The sequence below is a fragment of the Streptomyces sp. NPDC048461 genome, from assembly GCF_055587105.1.
In genome coordinates, this window is record NZ_JBVJGW010000011.1 from 1 (window position 1) to 20881 (window position 20881).

Annotated in this window: 19 protein-coding genes; all 19 read left to right on the forward strand. The window is 73.6% G+C overall.

All coding sequences use genetic code 11. The annotated features are described in order from the left end of the window. The first annotated feature begins 338 nt into the window (after nt 1–338). The 19 genes from ACZ6S8_RS19955 to ACZ6S8_RS20045 all read left to right on the forward strand — a co-directional run bounded on the left by ACZ6S8_RS19955 (nt 339) and on the right by ACZ6S8_RS20045 (nt 20852). Entirely contained in the window at nt 339–1814 is a 1476-nt protein-coding gene (locus ACZ6S8_RS19955; protein WP_469457462.1) for an FAD-dependent monooxygenase, read from the forward strand. 63 nt (nt 1815–1877) lie between these two features. Further along, complete coding sequence (locus ACZ6S8_RS19960) at nt 1878–2537, forward strand: TetR/AcrR family transcriptional regulator (protein ID WP_469457464.1); 660 nt, start codon at nt 1878–1880, stop codon at nt 2535–2537. Nucleotides 2538–2557: 20 nt separating this feature from the next. Then, nucleotides 2558–2887, forward strand: a complete 330-nt coding sequence (locus ACZ6S8_RS19965; RefSeq protein ID WP_469457466.1) for a TcmI family type II polyketide cyclase — start codon at nt 2558–2560, stop codon at nt 2885–2887. Between the two features lie 37 nt (nt 2888–2924). Next, nucleotides 2925–4193, forward strand: coding sequence for a beta-ketoacyl-[acyl-carrier-protein] synthase family protein (locus ACZ6S8_RS19970; RefSeq protein WP_469457467.1), 1269 nt, complete (start codon nt 2925–2927; stop codon nt 4191–4193). Further along, on the forward strand, nt 4190–5407 hold the full coding sequence (locus ACZ6S8_RS19975) for a ketosynthase chain-length factor (protein ID WP_469457469.1): 1218 nt from the start codon (nt 4190–4192) through the stop codon (nt 5405–5407). The genes ACZ6S8_RS19970 and ACZ6S8_RS19975 overlap by 4 nt, the downstream gene beginning before the upstream one ends. Nucleotides 5408–5535: 128 nt before the next feature. Beyond that, complete coding sequence (locus ACZ6S8_RS19980; RefSeq protein WP_469457471.1) at nt 5536–5805, forward strand: acyl carrier protein; 270 nt, start codon at nt 5536–5538, stop codon at nt 5803–5805. A gap of 35 nt (nt 5806–5840) precedes the next feature. Then, a complete protein-coding gene (fabG, locus tag ACZ6S8_RS19985; RefSeq protein ID WP_386536824.1) occupies nt 5841–6626 on the forward strand; it encodes a 3-oxoacyl-ACP reductase FabG in 786 nt (261 codons plus the stop codon). 53 nt (nt 6627–6679) lie between these two features. Beyond that, on the forward strand, nt 6680–7627 hold the full coding sequence (locus ACZ6S8_RS19990) for an aromatase/cyclase (RefSeq protein WP_469457474.1): 948 nt from the start codon (nt 6680–6682) through the stop codon (nt 7625–7627). A 62-nt stretch (nt 7628–7689) separates the two neighbouring features. Then, nucleotides 7690–9993: an SDR family oxidoreductase gene (locus ACZ6S8_RS19995; RefSeq protein WP_469457877.1), complete on the forward strand. Its 2304-nt coding sequence runs from the start codon at nt 7690–7692 to the stop codon at nt 9991–9993. 63 nt (nt 9994–10056) lie between these two features. Next, on the forward strand, nt 10057–11496 hold the full coding sequence (locus tag ACZ6S8_RS20000; protein ID WP_469457476.1) for an MFS transporter: 1440 nt from the start codon (nt 10057–10059) through the stop codon (nt 11494–11496). Between the two features lie 46 nt (nt 11497–11542). After that, a complete protein-coding gene (locus ACZ6S8_RS20005; protein WP_469457478.1) occupies nt 11543–12127 on the forward strand; it encodes an NADPH-dependent FMN reductase in 585 nt (194 codons plus the stop codon). A gap of 90 nt (nt 12128–12217) precedes the next feature. Further along, nucleotides 12218–13012, forward strand: coding sequence for a 4'-phosphopantetheinyl transferase family protein (locus ACZ6S8_RS20010; RefSeq protein WP_469457480.1), 795 nt, complete (start codon nt 12218–12220; stop codon nt 13010–13012). Between the two features lie 28 nt (nt 13013–13040). Beyond that, complete coding sequence (locus ACZ6S8_RS20015) at nt 13041–14009, forward strand: ACP S-malonyltransferase (protein ID WP_469457482.1); 969 nt, start codon at nt 13041–13043, stop codon at nt 14007–14009. 34 nt (nt 14010–14043) lie between these two features. Further along, nucleotides 14044–15609, forward strand: coding sequence for an acyl-CoA carboxylase subunit beta (locus tag ACZ6S8_RS20020; RefSeq protein WP_469457484.1), 1566 nt, complete (start codon nt 14044–14046; stop codon nt 15607–15609). A 50-nt stretch (nt 15610–15659) separates the two neighbouring features. Next, complete coding sequence (locus ACZ6S8_RS20025) at nt 15660–16532, forward strand: NAD(P)H-binding protein (protein WP_469457486.1); 873 nt, start codon at nt 15660–15662, stop codon at nt 16530–16532. A gap of 294 nt (nt 16533–16826) precedes the next feature. Beyond that, nucleotides 16827–17531: a putative quinol monooxygenase gene (locus ACZ6S8_RS20030; RefSeq protein WP_469457488.1), complete on the forward strand. Its 705-nt coding sequence runs from the start codon at nt 16827–16829 to the stop codon at nt 17529–17531. Then, a complete protein-coding gene (locus tag ACZ6S8_RS20035) occupies nt 17528–18331 on the forward strand; it encodes a methyltransferase domain-containing protein (protein WP_469457490.1) in 804 nt (267 codons plus the stop codon). Before ACZ6S8_RS20030 ends, ACZ6S8_RS20035 begins: the two co-directional genes overlap by 4 nt. Nucleotides 18332–18369: 38 nt before the next feature. Beyond that, nucleotides 18370–20109: an MFS transporter gene (locus ACZ6S8_RS20040; RefSeq protein ID WP_469457492.1), complete on the forward strand. Its 1740-nt coding sequence runs from the start codon at nt 18370–18372 to the stop codon at nt 20107–20109. Nucleotides 20110–20123: 14 nt separating this feature from the next. Beyond that, nucleotides 20124–20852, forward strand: a complete 729-nt coding sequence (locus ACZ6S8_RS20045; protein WP_469457494.1) for a DsbA family oxidoreductase — start codon at nt 20124–20126, stop codon at nt 20850–20852. Nucleotides 20853–20881: the final 29 nt, after the last annotated feature.

Genomic DNA, 20881 nt, shown 5'->3' on the forward strand with positions numbered 1-20881 from the left:
CCCGCCCCCCCCCCCCCCCCCCCCCCCCCCCCCCCCCCCGGGGGGGCCCCCCCCCCCCCCCCCCCCCGGCGCCCGCGTGAAGGCCCCGCCAGGACCCCGGTCCGGGCGGGGCCTTCACGCGTACGGACGTCCGCGGCCGGGTCCGGATTCCGGTGCCGCCGACGTGCCGCTTTTCGTTCCTCTGTAGTTCCTTTAATGAGCCGCTGAATAATGCGCGAACCCGTGACGAAATATCACCGGGGTTTGAATGGGAATGCATTGTCGCCCTCTCCTTTATCGCGGAGACTCATTAACAGCTTCCGCTGAAAGGAACCCTGAGAATGTCTGAGGAGAGGTACATGGACGCTGCCGTGATTGTCGTGGGCGCGGGTCCGGCCGGGCTGACGCTCGCCGGTGAGCTGCGGCTCGCGGGGGTCGATGTCATCGTTCTGGAGCGCCTCCCCCAGCGCACGGGGGAGTCCCGTGGCCTCGGGTTCACCGCGCGCACCATGGAGGTGTTCGACCAGCGCGGCATCCTGCCCCGCTTCGGTGACGTCGAGACCAGCAACCACGGGCACTTCGGCGGGATCCCCGTCGACTTCGCGGTGCTGGAGGGGGCCCTGCAGGCCGCCAAGACGGTGCCGCAGTCGGCGACCGAGACGCACCTGGAGGAATGGGCCACGAGCGTCGGCGCCGACCTGCGGCGCGGACACGAGGTGCTGTCCATCGACGACGACGGGGACGGCGTCTCCGTCGAGGTCCGCGGCCCCGGCGGCGTCTCGACGCTGCGCGCCGCCTACCTCGTCGGATGTGACGGTGGCCGCAGCATGGTCCGCAAGGCGGTCGGCTTCGACTTCCCCGGCACGCCCGCGACGATGGAGATGTTCCTCGCGGACCTGAAGGGCATCGAGCTGGAGACCCGGATGATCGGGGAGACGCTGCCCGGCGGCATGGTCATGGTCGGCCCGCTGCCCGGCGGGGTCACCCGGATCATCGTGTGCGAGCGCGGCACCCCGCCGCGCCGGCGCCAGAGCCCCCCGGAGTTCCAGGAGGTCGCGGACGCCTGGAAGCGGCTGACGGGCGACGACATCTCGCACGCCGAGCCGGTGTGGGTGAGCTCGTTCGGCGACGCGACCCGGCAGGTGACCGAGTACCGGCGCGGCCGGGTGCTGCTCGCGGGAGACTCCGCGCACATCCACCTGCCGGCCGGCGGGCAGGGCATGAACACGAGCATCCAGGACGCGGTCAACCTGGGCTGGAAGCTCGCCGCCGTCGTCAACGGCTGGGCTCCGCAGGACCTGTTGGACACCTACCACACCGAGCGTCACGCGGTCGGCAAGCGCCTGCTGATGAACACCCGGGCGCAGGGCCTGCTCTTCCTCAGCGGACCCGAGGTACAGCCGCTGCGCGACGTGCTGGGCGAGCTGATCGGGTACGAGGACGTCGCCAAGCACCTCGCCGCCATGGTGAGCGGGCTGGAGATCCGCTACGACGTCGGCTCCGGCGACCACCCGCTCCTCGGCCGGCGCATGCCGCAGGTGGAGCTGACCGTCGGACAGCGCAGCCGGACGAGCCGCGAGCTGCTGCACTCCGCCCGCGGCGTCCTGCTCGACTTCGAGGACAACGCACGGCTGCGCGCCCGGGCCGCCGGCTGGGCCGACCGCGTGGACATCGTCACCGCGGACCCGGCCGAGCTGACGCCGGCGAGCGGCCTGCGCGGAACCTCCGCCGTGCTGGTCCGCCCCGACGGCTACGTGGCCTGGGCCGCGCCCGGCAGCCACCACGACCTGCCGATGGCCCTGGAGCGCTGGTTCGGCAAGCCCCTCGCGGTCTGAGGCCAGCCCGGACCGCCCCCGCAGACGCAGTCACACCAGCCAGAGCACTGGAGGCACAGACCCATGGCCAGTACGCAAGCAACGATCGCCCGGCCCACCGCCGGTCCGGCCGAGGAGCGCCGCGCCGTCGTCGCCGCGGCCCGTACCGTCTTCGCCCGCGAGGGCTGGACGCACAGCACCGTCGGGGCCGTGGCGGACCAGGCCGGGCTGGAACAGGGCACCGTCGAGCACTACTTCAAGGACAAGGAACAGCTGCTGCTGTCCGTCCTGCTCGACAGCGCGGCCTCCGTCGCCGCGGCCCTGACCGTGATCGCCGAGGACCACCTCGTCGAGGTGACCGACCTGGAGCGCGACCTGACCGCCCTGGGGCGGGCGTGGCTCTCGCCGCTCGCCGACTTCCCCGAGCACTTCGCCGTCGTACGCCACCTCGGCGCCGAGATCGTCCGGCTCCCGGGCGGCGTGGTGGAGATGTGGCAGACCTCCGGCCCCCGCCAGGCGCAGCGCGAGCTCGCGCGCCGGCTGGAGCGCCTCGGCGACGCCGGACTCCTCGACATCCCCGACAGCGACCACGCTGCCGGCCGCTTCATCCAGCTGGTCGCGGGCGGCGTCGTCCAGGCCTCGTTCCACGGCGCCCTGCCGCTGTCGGACTTCGAGACCGACTCCCTCGTCGCGGCCGGCGTCGCGGACTTCATCCGCCTGTTCAGTCCCGCAGCCGCGCGCTGACCCCACGGAAGAGAGAAGACATGCACAGCACCCTGATCGTGGCCCGGATGGACGTGGAGTCCAGCGCCGAGGTCGCCAAGCTCTTCGGCGAGTTCGACGGAACCGAGATGCCGCACCGCATGGGCACCCGGCGCCGCCAGCTGTTCTCGTACAAGGGCCTGTACTTCCACCTGCAGGACTTCGACGGCGACAACGGCGGCGAGCTCATCGAGCAGGCGAAGTCCGACCCCCGCTTCGTCGGGATCAGCCAGGACCTCAAGCCGTTCATCGAGGCGTACGACCCGCTGACCTGGCGCTCCCCGGCCGACGCGATGGCCACCCGCTTCTACGACTGGACGGCCTCCAAGTGAAGCCGATCCGCCACGACATGATGGGAGGGCAGCGCTAGTGGGCCGCCGTGTAGTGATCACCGGTGTCGGGGTGCTGGCACCCGGAGGCATCGGTGCCAAGAACTTCTGGAGTCTGCTGAGCGAAGGCCGCACAGCGACCCGGGGCATCACCTTCTTCGACCCCTCCTCCTTCCGCTCCCGGATCGCGGCCGAGGCCGACTTCGACCCGGAGCTGCACGGGCTGACGCCCCAGGAGATCCGCCGCATGGACCGCGCCGCGCAGTTCGGCGTGGTCACCGCCCGCGAGGCGCTCGCGGACAGCGGCCTGGACCTGGCCGGCTTCGACCCGCACCGCACGGGCGTCACCATCGGCAGCGCGGTCGGCGCGACCACCGGGCTCGACAACGAGTACCGCGTGGTCAGCAACGACGGCCGCCTCGACCTGGTGGACCACGCCTACGCGCCGCAGCACCTGTACAACCACTTCGTGCCGAGCTCGTTCTCGGCCGAGGTGGCCTGGGCGGTCGGCGCCGAGGGTCCGGCCACGGTGGTCTCCACCGGCTGCACCTCCGGCCTGGACTCCGTCGGCCACGCCGTCGAGCTGATCCGCGAGGGCACCGCCGACGTGATGATCGCCGGCGCCACCGACGCCCCGATCTCGCCGATCACCATGGCGTGCTTCGACGCGATCAAGGCGACGACCCCGCGCAACGACGACCCCGAGCACGCCTCGCGGCCGTTCGACAGCACCCGCAACGGCTTCGTGCTGGGCGAGGGCTCCGCCGTCTTCGTCCTGGAGGAGCTGGACAACGCCCGCAGGCGCGGCGCGCACATCTACGCCGAGATCGCCGGCTACGCCTCCCGCTGCAACGCCTTCCACATGACGGGCCTGCGCCCCGACGGCCGCGAGATGGCCGAGGCGATCCGGGTGGCCCTCGACGAGGCACGGATGAACCCCGAGTCGGTCGACTACATCAACGCGCACGGGTCGGGCACCAAGCAGAACGACCGGCACGAGACGGCCGCGTTCAAGCTGAGCCTCGGCGACCACGCGTACCGCACGCCCGTCAGCTCCATCAAGTCGATGGTGGGCCACTCGCTGGGCGCCATCGGCTCCATCGAGATCGCCGCCTCGGTCCTGGCGATGGAACACCACGTGGTGCCGCCCACCGCCAACCTGCACACCCCGGACCCCGAGTGCGACCTCGACTACGTCCCGCTCGTCGCGCGCGACCACCGCACCGACGCGGTCCTGACGGTCGGCAGCGGATTCGGCGGGTTCCAGAGCGCGATGGTGCTGGCCCGTCCTGAGAGGAGCGCGTCATGAGCGCCAAGGCAGTGATCACCGGAATCGGCGTCGCCACCCCCAACGGGCTCGGCGTGGAGGACTTCTGGGCCGCCACCCGCGTCGGCAAGAACGCCATCGGGCCGATCACCCGCTTCGACCCGTCCCCGTACCCGTCCCGCCTGGCCGGCGAGATCCGCGGCTTCGAGGCCGAGGACCACCTGCCGAGCCGGCTGATCCCGCAGACCGACCGGATGACGCGGCTCGCGCTGGTCGCCGCCGACTGCGCCTTCGAGGACGCGGGCGTCAAGCCCGGGGACATCCCCGAGTACGACATGGGCGTGGTGACCGCCTCCACCTCGGGCGGCTTCGAGTTCGGCCAGAACGAGCTGAAGAACCTGTGGAGCCAGGGCAGCCAGTACGTCTCGGCGTACCAGTCCTTCGCCTGGTTCTACGCCGTCAACAGCGGCCAGATCTCCATCCGCAACGGCATGCGCGGCCCCTCCGGCGTCGTCGTCAGCGACCACGCGGGCGGCCTCGACGCCATCGCGCAGGCCCGGCGGCAGATCCGCAAGGGCAGCAAGCTGATCTTCTCCGGCGGCTTCGACGCGTCGATCTGCCCGTGGGGCTGGGTCGCGCAGATCGCCGGCGGGCGCCTGTCCACCAGCGAGGAGCCGGAGCGCGCCTACCTGCCCTTCGACCGGGCGGCCTCGGGCTACGTGCCCGGCGAGGGCGGTGCGCTGCTGATCCTGGAGGACGAGGAGACGGCCCGCGCCCGCGGGGCGCAGAAGATCTACGGCGAGATCGCCGGGTACGGGGCGACCATCGACCCGAAGCCGGGCAGCGGCCGCGAGCCGGGCCTGCGCCGCGCCATCGAGGTGGCCCTGGCCGACGCGGGCGCCGAGCCCGGCGACGTCGACGTGGTGTTCGCCGACGCCGCCGGCACCCCGCGGCTGGACCGCGAGGAGGCCGACGCGCTCATCGCGGTCTTCGGACCGAACGGGGTCCCGGTCACCGCGCCCAAGACGATGACCGGCCGGCTGTACTCCGGTTCCGCCCCGGTCGACGTGGTCTCGGCCGTCCTCGCGATGCGCGAGGGCCTGATCCCGCCGACCACCAACGTCGAACTCTCCCCCGAGTACGCCATCGACCTGGTCACCGGCCAGCCGCGCACCGCTTCGCTGCGCAGCGCCCTGGTGCTGGCGCGCGGCGTCGGCGGCTTCAACTCGGCCGTTCTGGTGCGCGCCCCGCACTGAAGGCCGTACGGGACGGCGGCGCCCGCCGTGACGCCACTGCCCTGACCGGCGGCGGCGCGCCCCGTCCCGACCCGCTCCGTCCCCCCTTCCGCAAAAGCACGACGCACCGACGAGAGGCAAGGAAGCACATGTCCAAGCAGGAGTTCACCACCGAAGACCTCAAGCGCATCCTCCTGGAGGGCGCGGGCGCCGGCGAGGGCGTCGACCTCGACGGCGACATCCTCGACACCGACTTCGAGGAACTGGGCTACGAGTCGCTGGCGCTGCTGGAGACCGGCGGCCGCATCGAGCGCGAGTACGGCATATCGCTCGACGACGACATCTTCGCGGACAACCGCACCCCGCGGGCCCTGGTCGCGGCCATCAACGGCTACCTCGACGACCTCGTCACCGCCTGACCCTCCCCACTTTCCAGATCTTGGAGTACTGAGACATGTCGCAGCAGGACAAGCGGGTCGCCCTCGTCACCGGTGGCACCAGCGGAATCGGGCTGGCCGCGGCCCGCCTCCTGGCCGGCTCGGGCCACCAGGTGTTCATCGGCGCCCGCAACGCCGACAACGTCGCCGAGACCGTCAAGGAGCTCCAGGCCGAGGGCCTGGACGTGGACGGCACGACCCTCGACGTCCGCTCCACCGACGACGCCATCGCCTTCGTCCAGGCCGCGGTCGACCGCTTCGGCTCCGTGGACGTGCTGGTGAACAACGCCGGGCGCAGCGGTGGCGGCGTCACCGCCGACATCGACGAGAGCCTCTGGCACGACGTCATCGACACCAACCTGAACAGCGTGTTCCGGCTGACCCACGCGGTGCTCAACACCGGCGGGATGCGCCACAAGGACCGCGGCCGGATCATCAACATCGCCTCGACCGCCGGCAAGCAGGGCGTCGTCCTCGGCGCCCCGTACTCGGCCTCCAAGCACGGCGTCGTCGGCTTCACCAAGGCGCTGGGCAACGAGCTGGCGCCGACCGGCATCACCGTGAACGCGGTCTGCCCCGGCTACGTCGAGACCCCGATGGCGCAGCGCGTCCGCCAGGGCTACGCGGCCGCGTACAACGCCTCCGAGGACGCCATCCTCGAAAAGTTCCAGTCGAAGATCCCGCTCGGCCGCTACTCCACGCCGGAGGAGGTCGCCGGCCTGGTCGGCTACCTGGCGTCGGACTCCGCCGCCTCCATCACCTCGCAGGCGCTCAACGTCTGCGGCGGCCTCGGCAACTTCTGAGCCGTCCCGCCGCCCGCCCGCCGCCACGAACCCGAATTCCAAGGAGCATCAGCATGTCGCAGCCCGGCCCGCGCGAGGTGGAGCACGAGATCAGGATCTCGGCGCCGCCCGCCGCCGTCTACCGGCTGATCGCCGAGGTGCAGAACTGGCCGCAGATCTTCCCGCCCACGGTCTACGTCGACCACGTCGAGCAGGGCGAGGGCACCGAGCGGATCCGCATCTGGGCCACCGCCAACGGCGAGCCGAAGAACTGGACCTCGCGCCGCACCCTCGACCCGGAGAACCTGCGGATCACCTTCCGCCAGGAGGTCTCCGCGCCCCCGATCGCCTCCATGGGCGGCACCTGGATCATCGAGGCCGTCAACACCGAGGTCTCCCGGGTCCGGCTGCTGCACGACTACCGCGCCGTCGACGACGACCCGGCGGGCCTGGCGTGGATCGACGAGGCCGTCGACCGCAACTCCCGCTCCGAGCTGGCCGCGCTGAAGAAGAACATCGAACGCGTCCACGGCTCCGAGGACCTCACGTTCTCCTTCGAGGACACCGTCCAGATCAACGGCTCCGCCAAGGACGCGTACGACTTCATCAACGAGGCCGACCTGTGGGAGGAGCGCCTCCCGCACGTCGCCAAGGTGCGCCTGGACGAGGACGTCCCCGGCCTGCAGACCCTGGAGATGGACACCCGCGCCAAGGACGGCTCGGTGCACACCACCAAGTCCTACCGGGTGACGTTCCCGCACGACAAGATCGCCTACAAGCAGGTCACCCTGCCGGCGCTGATGACCCTGCACACCGGCTACTGGACGTTCGCGGAGAACGACAACGGCGTCGCCGCCTCCTCCCAGCACACGGTGACCATCAACACCGAGAACATCGCGCGCATCCTCGGCGCCGAGGCGACGATCGCCGACGCCCGCGCGTACGTGCGCACCGCGCTCAGCACCAACAGCCGCGCCACGCTCGGCCACGCCAAGGCGTACGCGGAAGCCAAGGCGGTCTGACCGTGACCGGGGACTTCACGCACACGCAGGTGATCGTGGTCGGCGCCGGGCCGGTGGGCTTGATGCTCGCGGGCGAACTGCGGCTGGCCGGCGCGGACGTGGTGGTCCTCGAGAAGCTGACCGCGCCGACCACGGAGTCGCGGGCGTCCACCCTGCACGCCCGCACCATGGAGGTCCTCGACGCCCGCGGCCTGCTCGCGCCGCTGGGCGAGGTGCCCCGGGAGCCCGCCGGGCACTTCGGGGGCATCCCGCTCGACCTCACCCTTCCCGGCCCCTACCCGGGCCAGTGGAAGGTCCCGCAGACCCGCATGGAGGAGCTGCTGGGGGAGTGGGCGCGGGACCTTGGCGCGGACGTCCGGCGCGGCCACGAGCTGACCGGGCTGACCGTGACCGGGGACCACGTCGAGGCACGGGCGCTGCGCGCGGACGGGACGACGGCGTCCTTCCGGGCCAAGTGCCTCGTAGGCTGCGACGGGGAGAACAGCGCGGTGCGTCGCCTGGGCGGGTTCGCCTTCCCCGGGGCCGACGCGACGCGCGAGCTGCTGCGGGCCGACGTGTCCGGCATCGACGTACCGAACCGCCGCTTCCAGCGGCTGGAGGGCGGACTCGCCATCGCCGCCCGGCGTCCCGACGGCGTGACCCGGGTGATGGTGCACGAGTTCGGCGCGGTTCCGCGCGGCGGTGCGCCGACGTTCGCGGACGTCGCCGACACCTGGAAGCGCGTCACCGGGGAGGACATCACCGGCGGTACCCCGCTGTGGGTGAACTCCTTCGGCGACGCCTCCCGACAGGCCTCCGCCTACCGCGACTTCCGCCTCTTCCTGGCGGGCGACGCCGCCCACCAGCAGATGCCCGTCGGCGGCCAGGCGCTCAACCTCGGGCTCCAGGACGCCGTCAACCTCGGCTGGAAGCTGGGCGCCCAGGTGTGCGAGCGGGGCCCCGAGGGGCTGCTCGACAGCTACCACACCGAGCGGCACGCGGTCGGCGCCCGGGTCCTGAGCAACATCCGGGCGCAGGCCCTGCTGCTGCTCGGCGCGGGCGAGGTCGACGCGGCCCGGCAGGTCGTGGCGGAGCTCGTCGGCCACGAGGACGTACGGGCCCACCTGGCCGGCATGGTCGCGGGGCTGGACATCCGCTACGACGTCGGCCCGGGCGGACACCCGCTGCTCGGCCGCCGGCTGCCGCACCGGGCGCTCACCACCGAGGACGGGCCGGTCACCAGCACCTCGCTGCTGCGGACCGGGCGCGGCGTCCTGCTGCTGAGCGGCGGCGACGGCGCGGCGCTGCGGGACCGGGCGGCGCCCTGGGCGGGCCTCGTCGACACGGTCGTCGCCACCGGGGCGGACCCCGGCGGGACCTCCGTACTGGTCCGGCCCGACGGACACGTCGTCTGGGCGGCCGACGACCCGGCCGACGACCCGGCCGGCGATCCGCCCGGCGATGGCGAGGGCCTCGTCACCGCCCTGACCCGCTGGTTCGGCACACCGGCCGCCGCAGCACCGGCCGCCGCAGCACCGGCCGCCGCCGCACCGGCCGCGGCGACCTCACCCGCATCCACATCAGCATCAGCCGCAGTGACGGCGAAGCGAAGGAGAACAGGCATGGCAGGCAGGCTCAACGGCAAGACCGCCCTGGTCACGGGATCCAGCCGCGGCATGGGCCGGGCGACGGCCGTCCGGCTGGCCGCGGAGGGCGCGCTCGTCGCCGTCCACTACACGTCGAACGAGTCGGCCGCCGAGGACGTCGTCTCGTCCATCGAGAAGGACGGCGGCCGGGCCTTCACCGTCCGGGCCGAACTGGGCGTGGCCGGCGACGTCCACGAGCTGTTCCTCGGCCTGGAGAAGGGCCTGCGGGAGCGCACCGGCGGCACCAACCTGGACATCCTGGTCAACAACGCCGGCGTGATGGGCGGCGTCAAGGCCGAGGACACCACCCCCGAGGTCTTCGACCGGCTGTTCGCGGTCAACGCGAAGGCGCCGTTCTTCCTCATCCAGCGGGCGCTGAAGAACATGCCCGACGGCGGCCGCATCATCAACATCTCCTCCGGACTGACCCACTTCGCGAACCCGGACGAGATCGCGTACGCGATGACGAAGGGGGCCGTCGAGCAGCTCGCGCTGCACTTCGCGAAGCTCCTCGGCCCGCGCAACATCACCATCAACAGCGTGGCGCCGGGCATCACCCGCAACGGCAACCCGGTGTTCGACATCCCGCAGGCCGTCGAGGCCATGGCCGGCCTGTCCGCCTTCAACCGGGTCGGCGAGCCCGACGACGTCGCCGACGTGGTGGCCTTCCTCGCCACCGACGAGGCCCGCTGGATCACCGGCTCGTTCGTCGACGCCACCGGCGGCACCCTCCTCGGCTGAACCGCCGGCCGGAGCGCGCCGCGCCGCCCCCTCCCCACCAGGAACCGAACCAGGACGAGGACCATGACATCCGTCTCGACTGCGACACCGAGGGCCCTCGCCCTCTGGGGCCTGCTGTTCGTTCTCGCGGGCAACATGCTCCTCGACGCCCTGGAGGTGTCGGTCGCGCTGGTGGCGCTGCCGTCCATCGCCGAGGACCTGCACCTGACGGCGCCGCAGGCGCAGTGGGTGGTCACCGGGTTCGCGGCGGGCTTCGGCGGGCTGCTGCTCTTCGGCGGCCGGCTGGTCGCGCTGCTGGGCCGCCGGCCCGTCTACCTCGCGGCGCTCGCCGTGTTCGCGGCGGCCTCGCTCGCCGGGGCGCTGGCGGACGACGTGTACGTGCTCGTCGCGAGCCGCGTCGTGAAGGGCTTCTGCGCCGCGCTGACCGCCCCCACCGGGATGGCGATCATCGCCTCCGTCTTCCCCGCGGGGCGGGCCCGTTCGCGGGCCGTGGCGGTCTACTCGCTCTTCGGAGCGGGCGGTTTCTCCGCCGGACTGGTGCTGTCCGGGGCCGTCACCGAGGTCAGCTGGCGCTGGGCCTTCGCCTTCCCGGCGCCGGTCGCACTGCTGCTGCTCGCCGCCGGGCTGCGGCTGATCCCCCGGGACCGGCCCGCGGCGAAAGCGGCGGACGAGGCGAACGCGGCGGACGAGGCCGGCGAGCCGGCCGGCCGCAAGGCCCCCGGCCGCTACGGCACCGCGAGCGCGCTCTGCCTCACCGGCACCGTCCTCGCGCTGGTGTACGCCGTCACCGCGGTGCCCGGAGCCGGCTGGGGCGCCCCGCGGACGCTGGGGGCCTTCGCCCTGGCGGCGGTCCTCGGCGCACTGTTCGTCCGGCGCGAGTCCACCGGCGGGCACCCGCTGGTACGCCTCGACCTGCTCGCCCGGGAGCCGCTGGTGCGCTCCGCACTCGGCGCCGGCGCGCTCAACGGCTCGTACCTCGGGCTGCTCCTGGTGAGCACGCTGCACCTCCAGCAGCGGGCCGGCTGGAGCCCGCTGGAGACGGGCCTGGCCTTCCTGCCGGCCAGCGCGCCCCTCGCACTGACCGCGCTGTACTCGGGCCGGATCGCGGCCCGGTTCGGCCCGGCCCGGCTGATCGCGGCCGGCGCCGCGGCCGCGCCGCTCGGGTACGCCCTGTACCCGCGCGACGGCCGTCCGGACGTCTCGTACGCGACCGACGTCCTGCCCACCATGCTGCTCGTCGGCGCCGCGTTCGTCCTCGCCTTCACCGCCTTCCACCTCCAGGCGACCGCCGCGGTCCCGGACGGCCGGCAGGCGGAGGCGAGCGGGCTGTACCAGACCGCCGTCCAGCTGGGCGCGGCCCTGGTGACGGCGGCGACCGCCGCGCTCCACCCCTCCGGGGCCGCCCGGTCCCTCCTGCTGGTCACGGCCGTCGGCCTGTTCGGCCTGCTCCTCGCACTCCGCGGTCTCCGGCCGCGGCGGGCGGCGCACCGCACCGCCCCCTGACCCCCCACACCCCTCTCCACCCTCTCCACCCCATGAAAGGAACAACATGTCGAACGAGCCTCTGCGGCTTGCAGTGATCAACAGCAGTGTCCGCGAGGGCCGGTTCGGTCCGGTCGTCGGCGAGTGGTTCGCCGGTGTCGCCAAGGAGCGCGCCGACCTGATCGTCGACGTGATCGACCTCGCCGACCACGAGCTGCCCTTCGCCCTCTCGCACAACCCGTCCGAGGAGGCGGCCGGGATCCTCGCGAAGATCTCGCCCCGCCTGGAGCAGGCCGACGCCTACGTCATCGTGACGCCGGAGTACAACCACAGCTTCCCCGCCTCGCTGAAGCACCTCATCGACTGGCACTACACGCAGTGGCGCGCCAAGCCGGTCGGCTTCGTCTCCTACGGCGGCCTCGCCGGCGGCCTGCGGTCGGTGGAGCAGCTGCGCCCGATCTTCGCCGAGCTGCACGCGGTCACCGTCCGCGACGCGGTCAGCTTCCACATGGCGTGGGAGCAGTTCGGCGAGGACGGCAAGCCGAAGGACGAGACCGGCCCGGCCGGAGCCGCCAAGGTGCTCCTCGACCAGCTCGGCTGGTGGGCGAACGCGCTCCGCGAGGCCCGCACCAAGACGCCGTACCAGGCCTGACCCACCGGTGGAAGGGGTGCGCCGCCGTACGGCGCACCCCCTCCCCGCCCGTTGCCCCTCCCGACCACGGCCCGCCCAGGGGGTGAGGACATGACCACCGCGCCGGGCCGACAGACTGCGTCATTCCGACGCGACGCGGCCCAACCGCAGTTCACGGTGGAGCCCGGCCGGCTCGACCTGTGGCTGGTGCACAGCCCGCTCGGCACCGACGCGGGGCAGCTGGACCGCTCCGACCTGGACGCCGCCGAGCAGCGCCGCGCCGACGCCTTCGTCCGCCGCGACGACGGGCTCCTCTACACCGCCGCCCACATCGCGCTGCGCCGGCTGCTCGGCCGCTACACCGGCACCGCACCGCGGCAGCTGCGCTTCGTACGGGAGCGCTGCGCCGACTGCGGCGGGGAACACGGCCGGCCCGCCCTCGCGGAGTCCTCGCCGCCCCTGCACTTCTCGCTCTCGCACAGCGCCGGGATCGCCCTCGTGGGCATCGCGGCCGTACCGGTCGGCGTGGACGTGGAGCGGCTGCCCCGCCCGGCGACGGTGGAGTACTGCCTGCCGTCGCTGCACCCCTGGGAGCGCGCCGAGCTGGCCGGGGCGCACGGCGCGGACCGGACCCGGCTGTTCGGCCGGACCTGGACCCGCAAGGAGGCCTTCCTCAAGGGCATCGGCACCGGCCTGCGGAGGTCTCCGGCCCAGGACTACCTCGGCGGGGACCGGGCCGCGCACCCGGCCGGCTGGACCGTCCTCGACGTGCCCTGCGGGCCGGGCCACGTCGCCGCGGCGGCCGTGCGCGCCACCGCGCCGCGGACCGTCGACGTACGCCGGCTGTCCCGGGAGTGGCTGCGCGCTCCCGACCCGCTCCGCACGGACCGACCCGCCGACCGATGACGACCCACGACCAGAAGGGCACGAGAGCATGACCCGTACCGCCTTCGTCTTCCCGGGCCAGGGCTCACAGCGCGTGGGCATGGGCCGCGACCTGTACGCGCCCCGGCCGGAGATCGCCGACCGCTACTTCCGGGAAGCCGACGACCTCCTCGGCATCCCCCTGTCGCGGCTGTGCCTGTACGGGTCCGCCGCCGAACTGGCCGATCCCGCGATCGCCCAGCCGGCCGTGTTCCTGACGAGCCTCATCACCCACGAGATCCTGCGCGACCGCGGCATCGTGGCCGACGCGGTCGCGGGCCACAGCCTGGGCGAGTACACGGCGCTGACCGCCGCCGGCGTACTGCACTGGACCGACGCCCTCGAACTGGTCCGGCTGCGCGGCGAACTGGTGGCCACCACCAACGACCGGGTGCCCAGCGCCACCGCCGCCGTCATCGGGCTCAGCCGCGCCGAGGTCCGCTGGCTGTGCGCCGAGGCCGCCCGCGCCACCGGCCGGATCGTGGAGGTCACCGGCGACAACGAGCCCGGCCAGAGCGCCGTGTCCGGCGAAGCCGCCGCGGTGGACCGGCTGATCAGCCTGGCCCGCGCCGCGGGAGCCGTACGGGTCAAGGAGATCCCGACCGGCGGCCCGTTCCACACGAGCCTGCTCCGCGACATCGAGGCCGAGTTCACCGAGGCGCTCATCGGCACCCACTTCGCCAACCCCCGGACCCCGCTGGTCTCCAGCGTCACCGGCACCGAGGTGACCACCGCCACCGAGGCCGTGGTCGCGCTGCGCGCGCAGCTCACCAGCCCGGTCCGGTGGACCGAGACGGTACGGCTGCTCGCCGCCCGCGGCACCACCCACTTCGTGGAGGTCGGGCCCGGGCTCGTGCTGACGGGCCTCGGGCGCCGCATCGCGCCGCGCACCCGCGCGCTGGCCACCGGCACCACCCGCCAGCTCGACCTGACCGTCGCCGCGTTCGCCGCCCGGCGCCGCGACGCCTCCGCCGCCTGACCACCCGACCGACGTAAGAGAGTTGAGGAAGACGATGCCCGCAGCAGACGCCACGATCCTGGGCCGGATCGACGAGCTCACCGAGATCAAGGAAGCGGCGCGGCGCGGCCCGGACGAGGCCGCCACCGAGCGCCAGCACGCCAAGGGCAAGCTGACCGCGCACGAGCGGATCGCCCTGCTCCTGGACAAGGGGTCGTTCAACGAGGTGGAGCCGCTGCGCCGGCACCGCGCGAGCGGCTTCGGGCTGGAGCACAAGAAGCCGCACGGCGACGGCGTGATCACCGGCTGGGGCTCCGTCCACGGCCGTACGGTCTTCGTCTACGCCCACGACTTCCGCGTCTTCGGCGGCGCCCTGGGCGAGGCCCACGCCCAGAAGATCCACAAGATCATGGACCTGGCCGAGGCGGCCGGCGCCCCGCTGGTCTCCCTCAACGACGGGGCCGGCGCCCGCATCCAGGAGGGCGTCTCCGCCCTCGCCGGCTACGGCGGCATCTTCCAGCGCAACACCCGCGCCTCGGGCGTCATCCCGCAGATCTCGGTGATGCTCGGACCGTGCGCGGGCGGCGCCGCCTACTCCCCGGCCCTCACCGACTTCGTCTTCATGGTCCGCGAGACCTCGCAGATGTTCATCACCGGCCCGGACGTCGTCAAGGCCGTCACCGGCGAGGAGATCACCCAGAACGGCCTCGGCGGCGCCGACGTCCACTCCGCGGTCTCCGGCGTCTCGCACTTCGCCTACGACGACGAGGAGCACTGCATCGAGGACGTGCGCTACCTCCTGTCGCTGCTCCCGGCGAACAACCGCGAGATGTCGCCCGTCGAGCGGTCCGGCGACCCGTCCGACCGGCTCACGGACGCGCTCCTGGACCTGGTGCCGGCCGACCCCGGGCAGGCCTACGACATCCGCAAGGTCATCGTGGAGGTCGTCGACGACGGCGAGTTCTTCGAGATCCACCCCGCCTGGGCCACCAACATCGTCTGCGCGCTGTCCCGCCTCGACGGACACGTCGTCGGCATCGTCGCCAACCAGCCCGCCGCCATGGCCGGAGTGCTCGACATCGAGGCCTCCGAGAAGGCCGCCCGGTTCGTGCAGTTCTGCGACGCCTTCAACATCCCGCTGGTCACGCTCGTCGACGTCCCCGGCTTCCTGCCCGGCGTGGAGCAGGAGCACAACGGCATCATCCGGCGCGGGGCCAAGCTGCTGTACGCGTACTGCAACGCGACCGTGCCGCGCATCTCCCTCGTCCTGCGCAAGGCCTACGGCGGCGCGTACATCGTCATGGACTCGCGCTCCATCGGCGCCGACCTGGCCCTGGCCTGGCCCACCAACGAGATCGCCGTGATGGGCGCCGAGGGCGCGGCCAACGTCGTCTTCCGCCGCGAGATCAACGCGGCCGACGACCCCGACGCCGTACGGCAGCAGCGGATCGCCGAGTACAAGGACGAGCTGATGCACCCGTACTACGCGGCCGAACGCGGCCTCATCGACGACGTCATCGACCCCCGCGAGACCCGCTCCGTCCTCATCCGCTCGCTGGACATGCTCCGCGCGAAGCACGCCGACCTGCCGTCGCGCAAGCACGGCAACCCCCCGCAGTGACCGCCCCAGTCCCCCGCCCCCGACCCACCGCACCCCGAGGAAAGGCACCCATGACCGAGCAGAAGACCGTCCTGGTCACCGCGGCGACCGGGAACGTCGGCCCGCACGCCGTGCGCCGGCTGCTGGATGCGGGCGTCACGGTCCGCGCCCTGGTCCTGAAGGACGACCCGAACACCGGCCGGCTGCCGGAGGGCACCGAGCTGTACGAGGGCGACCTGCGCGACCCCGACAGCCTGGACGCGGCCCTGGACGGCGTCGACGGCGTCTTCCTGATGTGGCCGTTCTTCACCACGTCGGTGGAGACCGCGCCCGCCGTGGTCCGCAAGATCGAGCGGGCCGCCCGCAAGGTCGTCCTGGTCTCCTCGATCGGCGTGCACATCGGCCTGGAGCGCGTCGACAACAACTGCCACGCCTACCTGGAGGAGCTGCTGGAGGCCACCACCCTGGAGTGGACCTTCCTGCGCACCACCGGCTTCCAGGCCAACGCCCTCGGCTTCGCCCCGCAGATCACCTCCACCGGCACGGTGCACTTCCCGTACGGGGCCGCCGTCCGCACCTCGGTCCACGAGGGCGACCTCGCGGCCGTCGGCGCCGCCGCCCTCGCCGGGACGGGGCACGGCGGGCAGAAGTACCTGGTGACCGGGCCGGAGGCGCTGTCGCAGGAGGAGCAGGTCCGCATCATCGGCGAGGTCGTCGGCCGCGAACTGGGCTGGCAGGACGTGGAGCACGAGGACGCCCGCGCGGCCATGGTCGGATCCGGCTGGCCGCCCTCGTACGCGGACGGCGCCCTGGACTACTTCGCGATGCTCACCAAGGAGCCGGAGCTCGGCTCGACGGTCGTCGAGGACGTCACCGGCCGCCCGGCCCGCACCTTCCGGGACTGGGCCCACGAGCACGCGGCGGCGTTCCTCCCGCCCGCGTAGCCCCGTGGGGGGGGCGGCCCCCCCCCCCCCCCCCCCCCCCCCCCCCCCCCACCCCCCACCCCCCCCCCCCCCCCCCCCCCCCCCCCCCCCCCCCCCCCGACCCCCCCCCCCCCCCCCCCCCCCCCCCCCCCCCCCGGCGCCCCCCCCCCCCCCCGCCCCGCCCGCCCCACGGGGGGCCCCGCCCCCCAGCCGGCGGGGGCCCCGCCCCCCCCGCCCCCGGCCCGCGGCGGCGCCCCCCCCCCCCCCCCCCCCCCCCCACCCCGCACCCCACTGATCCACCAACGGAGCCGTCCCATGTCATCCGATCCCCCGAACCCCTCCCGGCCGGAGGCCGGGTTCGTCACCTTCGGCGTGCTGCGCGTGGACGCGCCGGAGACCGCCGCCGCGCTCACCGAGACCCTGACCGGCGAGGTGGAGGGCTGGGTGCGGCACACGCCGGGCTTCATCTCCTCCCGCGTCCACCTGAGCGCGGACCGCCTCACCGTCGTCAACCGCGGCGAGTGGACGAGCGAGGAGGCGTACCGCACCTCGTTCCAGGAGAACCCGGCCGGCGGAGTGCTGCACGCGCTCGGCTCCCGGCCCGGCGTCCTCGCGGCCACGGTCTTCTCCGGCACCCCCGCCCCCGGGGTCAGCGGCCCGGAGGCACGGGAGGCGCAGCGGCCGGGCGTCGTGGTGGTCGCCACCCGGCACCTGGACGGCCACCCGGCGGCCCGCCGGGTGCTGGACCTGCTCGCCGGGAGCGGCGAGTGGAAACGGGACTTCCCCGGCTTCATCTCCGCCACGCCCTACATCGACCGGGACGGCACCACCTTCGTCAACTACCCCATGTGGGTCAGCGAACTGGCCTACCAGGCCTGGATGGCCGACCCGCGGATCTCCGAGGGCCAGGAGGAGCTCGCGCGCCTCGAGGTGGCCCCGCCCGAATACGTGCTGTGCACGGTCGCCGCCCAGGTGGACGCGGCCCCCCGAACCCCTACGACGGAAGAGGCGACCCGATGACCGCCACCACGCAGGAAACCGACGCCCGGTCGGTCGAAGCCGCCCTCGACGCGCTGTGGGAGACGATCTACGACCCCCAGAGCCGCGCGATCGTCGAGGACCTCGGCATCGCCCGCGACTGGCGGATCCTCGAACTGGGCGCGGGCGCCGGCTCGATGGCGTACTGGTTCGCCGAGCGCGCCGACCGGGGCTCGGTGCTCGCCGTCGACACCGACATCAGCAAGCTCGACGCGAGCCGGTCGCCCGGTCTGACCGTGCGGCAACTCGACGTGACCGAGGCCGACTTCGAGCCCGGCTCGTTCGACCTGATCTTCGCGCGGGCGTTCTTCGAGCACCTGGCGCGCCCCGAGGACGTGCTCCGCCGGGCCGTCGAGTGGCTGGCCCCCGGCGGCCACCTCGTGGTCGAGGACTTCTACTTCCTGCCCAGCGAGCACTGCGCGACCGACGTGGGCCGCTCGCTGGTCGGCGCGTACCTCAAGGGCTGGGAGGCCGCCGGGGCCGACATGCACTGGGGCCGCCGGCTGCCGGCCACCCTGGCGCGGGCCGGACTGTCCTCCGTCGACCTGCGGGTCACCCCGCTCGGCCCGGGGCAGCACGCCGTCGACAACGAGCTGATGCGGCTGCGGATGAAGCTCCAGGGCGCCGGCCTCGTCGAGAACGGCCTGGTCAGCGCCGAGGACCTGGCCGCCTTCGTCGCCAACCTCGACGACCCTTCGGCCCGCGACGTCACGACGCTGCTCTTCTCCGCCTCCGGCCGCCGCGCCGCGGACTCCGACCGCCCGGCCCACCAGGCCGGCTAGAGCGCCGGACCACCTCACCACCCCCGAGGACGGGAACCATGACTTCACCCACGACCCGGTCCACCGGGCGCGGCCAAGCGGCCACGCTGGTGCTGGCCGGCACCCTGACCATCATGGCGGGCGCCACCGTGGCGCCCGCGATCCCGGGCATCCGCGAGGCGTTCGCGGACACCCCCAACGCCGACCTGCTGGCGCGCATGATCACCACCACGCACGCGCTGGCCATCGTGCTGTTCTCGCCCGTCGCCGGCTTCGTCGTCGAGCGGCTCGGCCGCAAGCGCGCCCTGGTCACCGGCATGCTCGCCTTCGGCATCGGCGGCAGCTCCGGCGCCTACCTGCCCGACCTCACCAGCATGCTGGTCGGGCGCGCGGTCCTCGGCATCGGCGTCTCGCTGATCATGACCAGCAGCATGGCCATGATCGCGGACCTGTACGAGGGCACCGACCGGCAGCGCCTGCTGGGCCGGCAGGCCGCCGCGGGCTCGTTCGGCGGCGTGGTGCTGCTGCTCGGCGGCGGCGCGCTGGCCGGACTGGACTGGCGCGTCGTCTTCCTCATCTACCTGTTGGGCGCCCTGCTGGTGATCCCGGCGCTCGCCTTCCTGCCCAAGGGCCGCACCGCGCCCGCCGCCGCCCCGGCGGCGAAGGGGGCCGCGGCCCCGGCGAAGCCGAAGGTGCCGGCCGGCATCCTGGCGGCGCTGGCCGCGATGATGCTGGGCCAGGTCGCCTTCTACTCCGTCCCCGTCCAGGTCCCGTTCCTGGTCGAGGACCACTTCAAGGCCGCCGCCGTGGTCTCCGGCGCGGTGATGGCCGTCCAGACCTTCACCACCGGCATGGTCGCCATGCGGTTCGCGTTCTTCCGCCGGCTCGCGGGCGAGTACTCGCTCGCCGCGCTGTCCTTCCTCGCCATCGGCCTCGGCTACCTGGTGCTCGCCGTCGCGCCCAACGTGGCGGTGCTGGTCGTGGCGCTGCTGATCATGGGCACCGGCCTGGGCTTCCTGATGCCGAACCTCAACAACTGGGTGCTCGCCGAGGCGCCCGCCCAGGTGCGCGCCCGGTACGCCGGCCTGCTGACCACCGCGCTGTTCCTCGGGCAGTTCCTGGCCCCGATCCTGACCCAGCCGCTCGTCTCCTCCCTCGGCATCCAGCCGACGTTCGCGGTCGTCGCGGGCGCGGCGCTGCTCGTCGCGGTCGCCTACTACCTGGGCGGCCGCCGCGTCGCCGGGCGGGACCGGGCCGGGGCCGCGGCCGGGGCACCGGCCGGACCGGAAGCGGCAGCGGTCGCGGACCCTGCCGCGGACACGGCCGCGGACCGCCGGGCGCGCAAGGCCACCGAACGGTACGAGGTCCAGGAGCTGGTCGACCGGCACCTGCTCGCGCTGGAATCGGCCGTCCGGACCGGACGCGCCGGCGACCGGGCCCGGCCGGCCGCCGATCGCCACCGCGACGTCTTCACCGCGGACGTCCGGATCGGCTACCCCGACGGCACCGAGCGCGGCGCCGAGGGCCTGGACACCTTCCACGAGGAGGCGCGCCGCTACTGGGGCGCGGTCCGGGAGGTCAACGCCGAGTACGCCATCGACCTGCTGGACCAGGACCGGGCCGTCGTACGGGTGCACCAGATCGTCACCCACGCGCCCGGCACGGGCGGCGCGGACGCCGAACTCGACGTCATCGGCCACTACGAGGCCGAGGCGCTGCGCACGGCCGAGGGCTGGCGCTTCACCCGGCTGACCGTGCGGGCCGTCGAACCCGCCACCACCGAGCACGCCACCAGCTGAAAGGACGGCCCGCCATGAGCGCCGCCGAGCACGCCGCCGAGCCCCTGACCGAGCCCCTCACCGAGCCCCTCACCGGGCTGAACACCGGCCACACCGCCGGCCACGCCCCCGAGCCCGCCGCCGGGCCGCCGGTGCGGGTCGAGTTCGCGCTCGACCTGACCTGCGTCCACTCGTACATCGGCTACACCCGCTTCGCGCGGGCCGCCCGCCGCCACCGCGAGGCGGGCGGCCGGGTGGACGTGGTGTTCCTCCCGTTCCAGGTGTCGCCCGACGCCCCGGCGCAGGGCCGGCCGCTGTCGGAGGTCCACCTCGGCTTCTTCGGCACCGCGGAGCGGGCCCGGGAGGCCACCGCCTCGATGGCCGCGGTGGGGGCGCAGGACGGCCTGGTGCTGGACTTCGCGCGGGCCGTGCACGTCAACACCTTCGAGGCGCACCGGCTGCTGGCCGCGGCCGCCGCGCAGGGACGGGGCGAGGCCATGGCCGAGCGCCTGTTCCGGGCCTACCTGACGGACGGCCTGAACATCGGCGACCGCGCCGTGCTCGACGCGCTGGCGGCCGAGACCGGCGTACGGCCCGACCTGCCGGAGGCGGGCGCGCTCGACGCCGAGCTGGCCCGCGTCCGGGGCCTGGGCGTCCGCTCGGTGCCGGTGTTCCGCTTCCCGGACGGGACCGCGGTGACCGGGGCCCTGCCCGAGGACACCTACCGCCGCGCCCTGGCATCCTCCGGGACGACCCCCGGCTGAACCGCTTCCGCCCCGGCACCCGTTGCGGG

Excerpts from the sequence above, each read along its gene's own strand:
- ACZ6S8_RS19980 (WP_469457471.1), top strand. The coding sequence starts at position 5,536 with ATGTCCAAGCAGGAGTTCACCACCGAAGACCTCAAGCGCATCCTCCTG.
- ACZ6S8_RS19975 (WP_469457469.1), top strand. The coding sequence starts at position 4,190 with ATGAGCGCCAAGGCAGTGATCACCGGAATCGGCGTCGCCACCCCCAAC.
- ACZ6S8_RS20045 (WP_469457494.1), top strand. The coding sequence starts at position 20,124 with ATGAGCGCCGCCGAGCACGCCGCCGAGCCCCTGACCGAGCCCCTCACC.
- ACZ6S8_RS20020 (WP_469457484.1), top strand. The coding sequence starts at position 14,044 with ATGCCCGCAGCAGACGCCACGATCCTGGGCCGGATCGACGAGCTCACC.
- ACZ6S8_RS20035 (WP_469457490.1), top strand. The coding sequence starts at position 17,528 with ATGACCGCCACCACGCAGGAAACCGACGCCCGGTCGGTCGAAGCCGCC.
- fabG (WP_386536824.1), top strand. The coding sequence starts at position 5,841 with ATGTCGCAGCAGGACAAGCGGGTCGCCCTCGTCACCGGTGGCACCAGC.
- ACZ6S8_RS19965 (WP_469457466.1), top strand. The coding sequence starts at position 2,558 with ATGCACAGCACCCTGATCGTGGCCCGGATGGACGTGGAGTCCAGCGCC.
- ACZ6S8_RS19960 (WP_469457464.1), top strand. The coding sequence starts at position 1,878 with ATGGCCAGTACGCAAGCAACGATCGCCCGGCCCACCGCCGGTCCGGCC.
- ACZ6S8_RS20000 (WP_469457476.1), top strand. The coding sequence starts at position 10,057 with ATGACATCCGTCTCGACTGCGACACCGAGGGCCCTCGCCCTCTGGGGC.
- ACZ6S8_RS20025 (WP_469457486.1), top strand. The coding sequence starts at position 15,660 with ATGACCGAGCAGAAGACCGTCCTGGTCACCGCGGCGACCGGGAACGTC.
- ACZ6S8_RS20010 (WP_469457480.1), top strand. The coding sequence starts at position 12,218 with ATGACCACCGCGCCGGGCCGACAGACTGCGTCATTCCGACGCGACGCG.
- ACZ6S8_RS20005 (WP_469457478.1), top strand. The coding sequence starts at position 11,543 with ATGTCGAACGAGCCTCTGCGGCTTGCAGTGATCAACAGCAGTGTCCGC.
- ACZ6S8_RS20040 (WP_469457492.1), top strand. The coding sequence starts at position 18,370 with ATGACTTCACCCACGACCCGGTCCACCGGGCGCGGCCAAGCGGCCACG.
- ACZ6S8_RS19955 (WP_469457462.1), top strand. The coding sequence starts at position 339 with ATGGACGCTGCCGTGATTGTCGTGGGCGCGGGTCCGGCCGGGCTGACG.
- ACZ6S8_RS20030 (WP_469457488.1), top strand. The coding sequence starts at position 16,827 with ATGTCATCCGATCCCCCGAACCCCTCCCGGCCGGAGGCCGGGTTCGTC.
- ACZ6S8_RS20015 (WP_469457482.1), top strand. The coding sequence starts at position 13,041 with ATGACCCGTACCGCCTTCGTCTTCCCGGGCCAGGGCTCACAGCGCGTG.
- ACZ6S8_RS19995 (WP_469457877.1), top strand. The coding sequence starts at position 7,690 with ATGCTCGCGGGCGAACTGCGGCTGGCCGGCGCGGACGTGGTGGTCCTC.
- ACZ6S8_RS19990 (WP_469457474.1), top strand. The coding sequence starts at position 6,680 with ATGTCGCAGCCCGGCCCGCGCGAGGTGGAGCACGAGATCAGGATCTCG.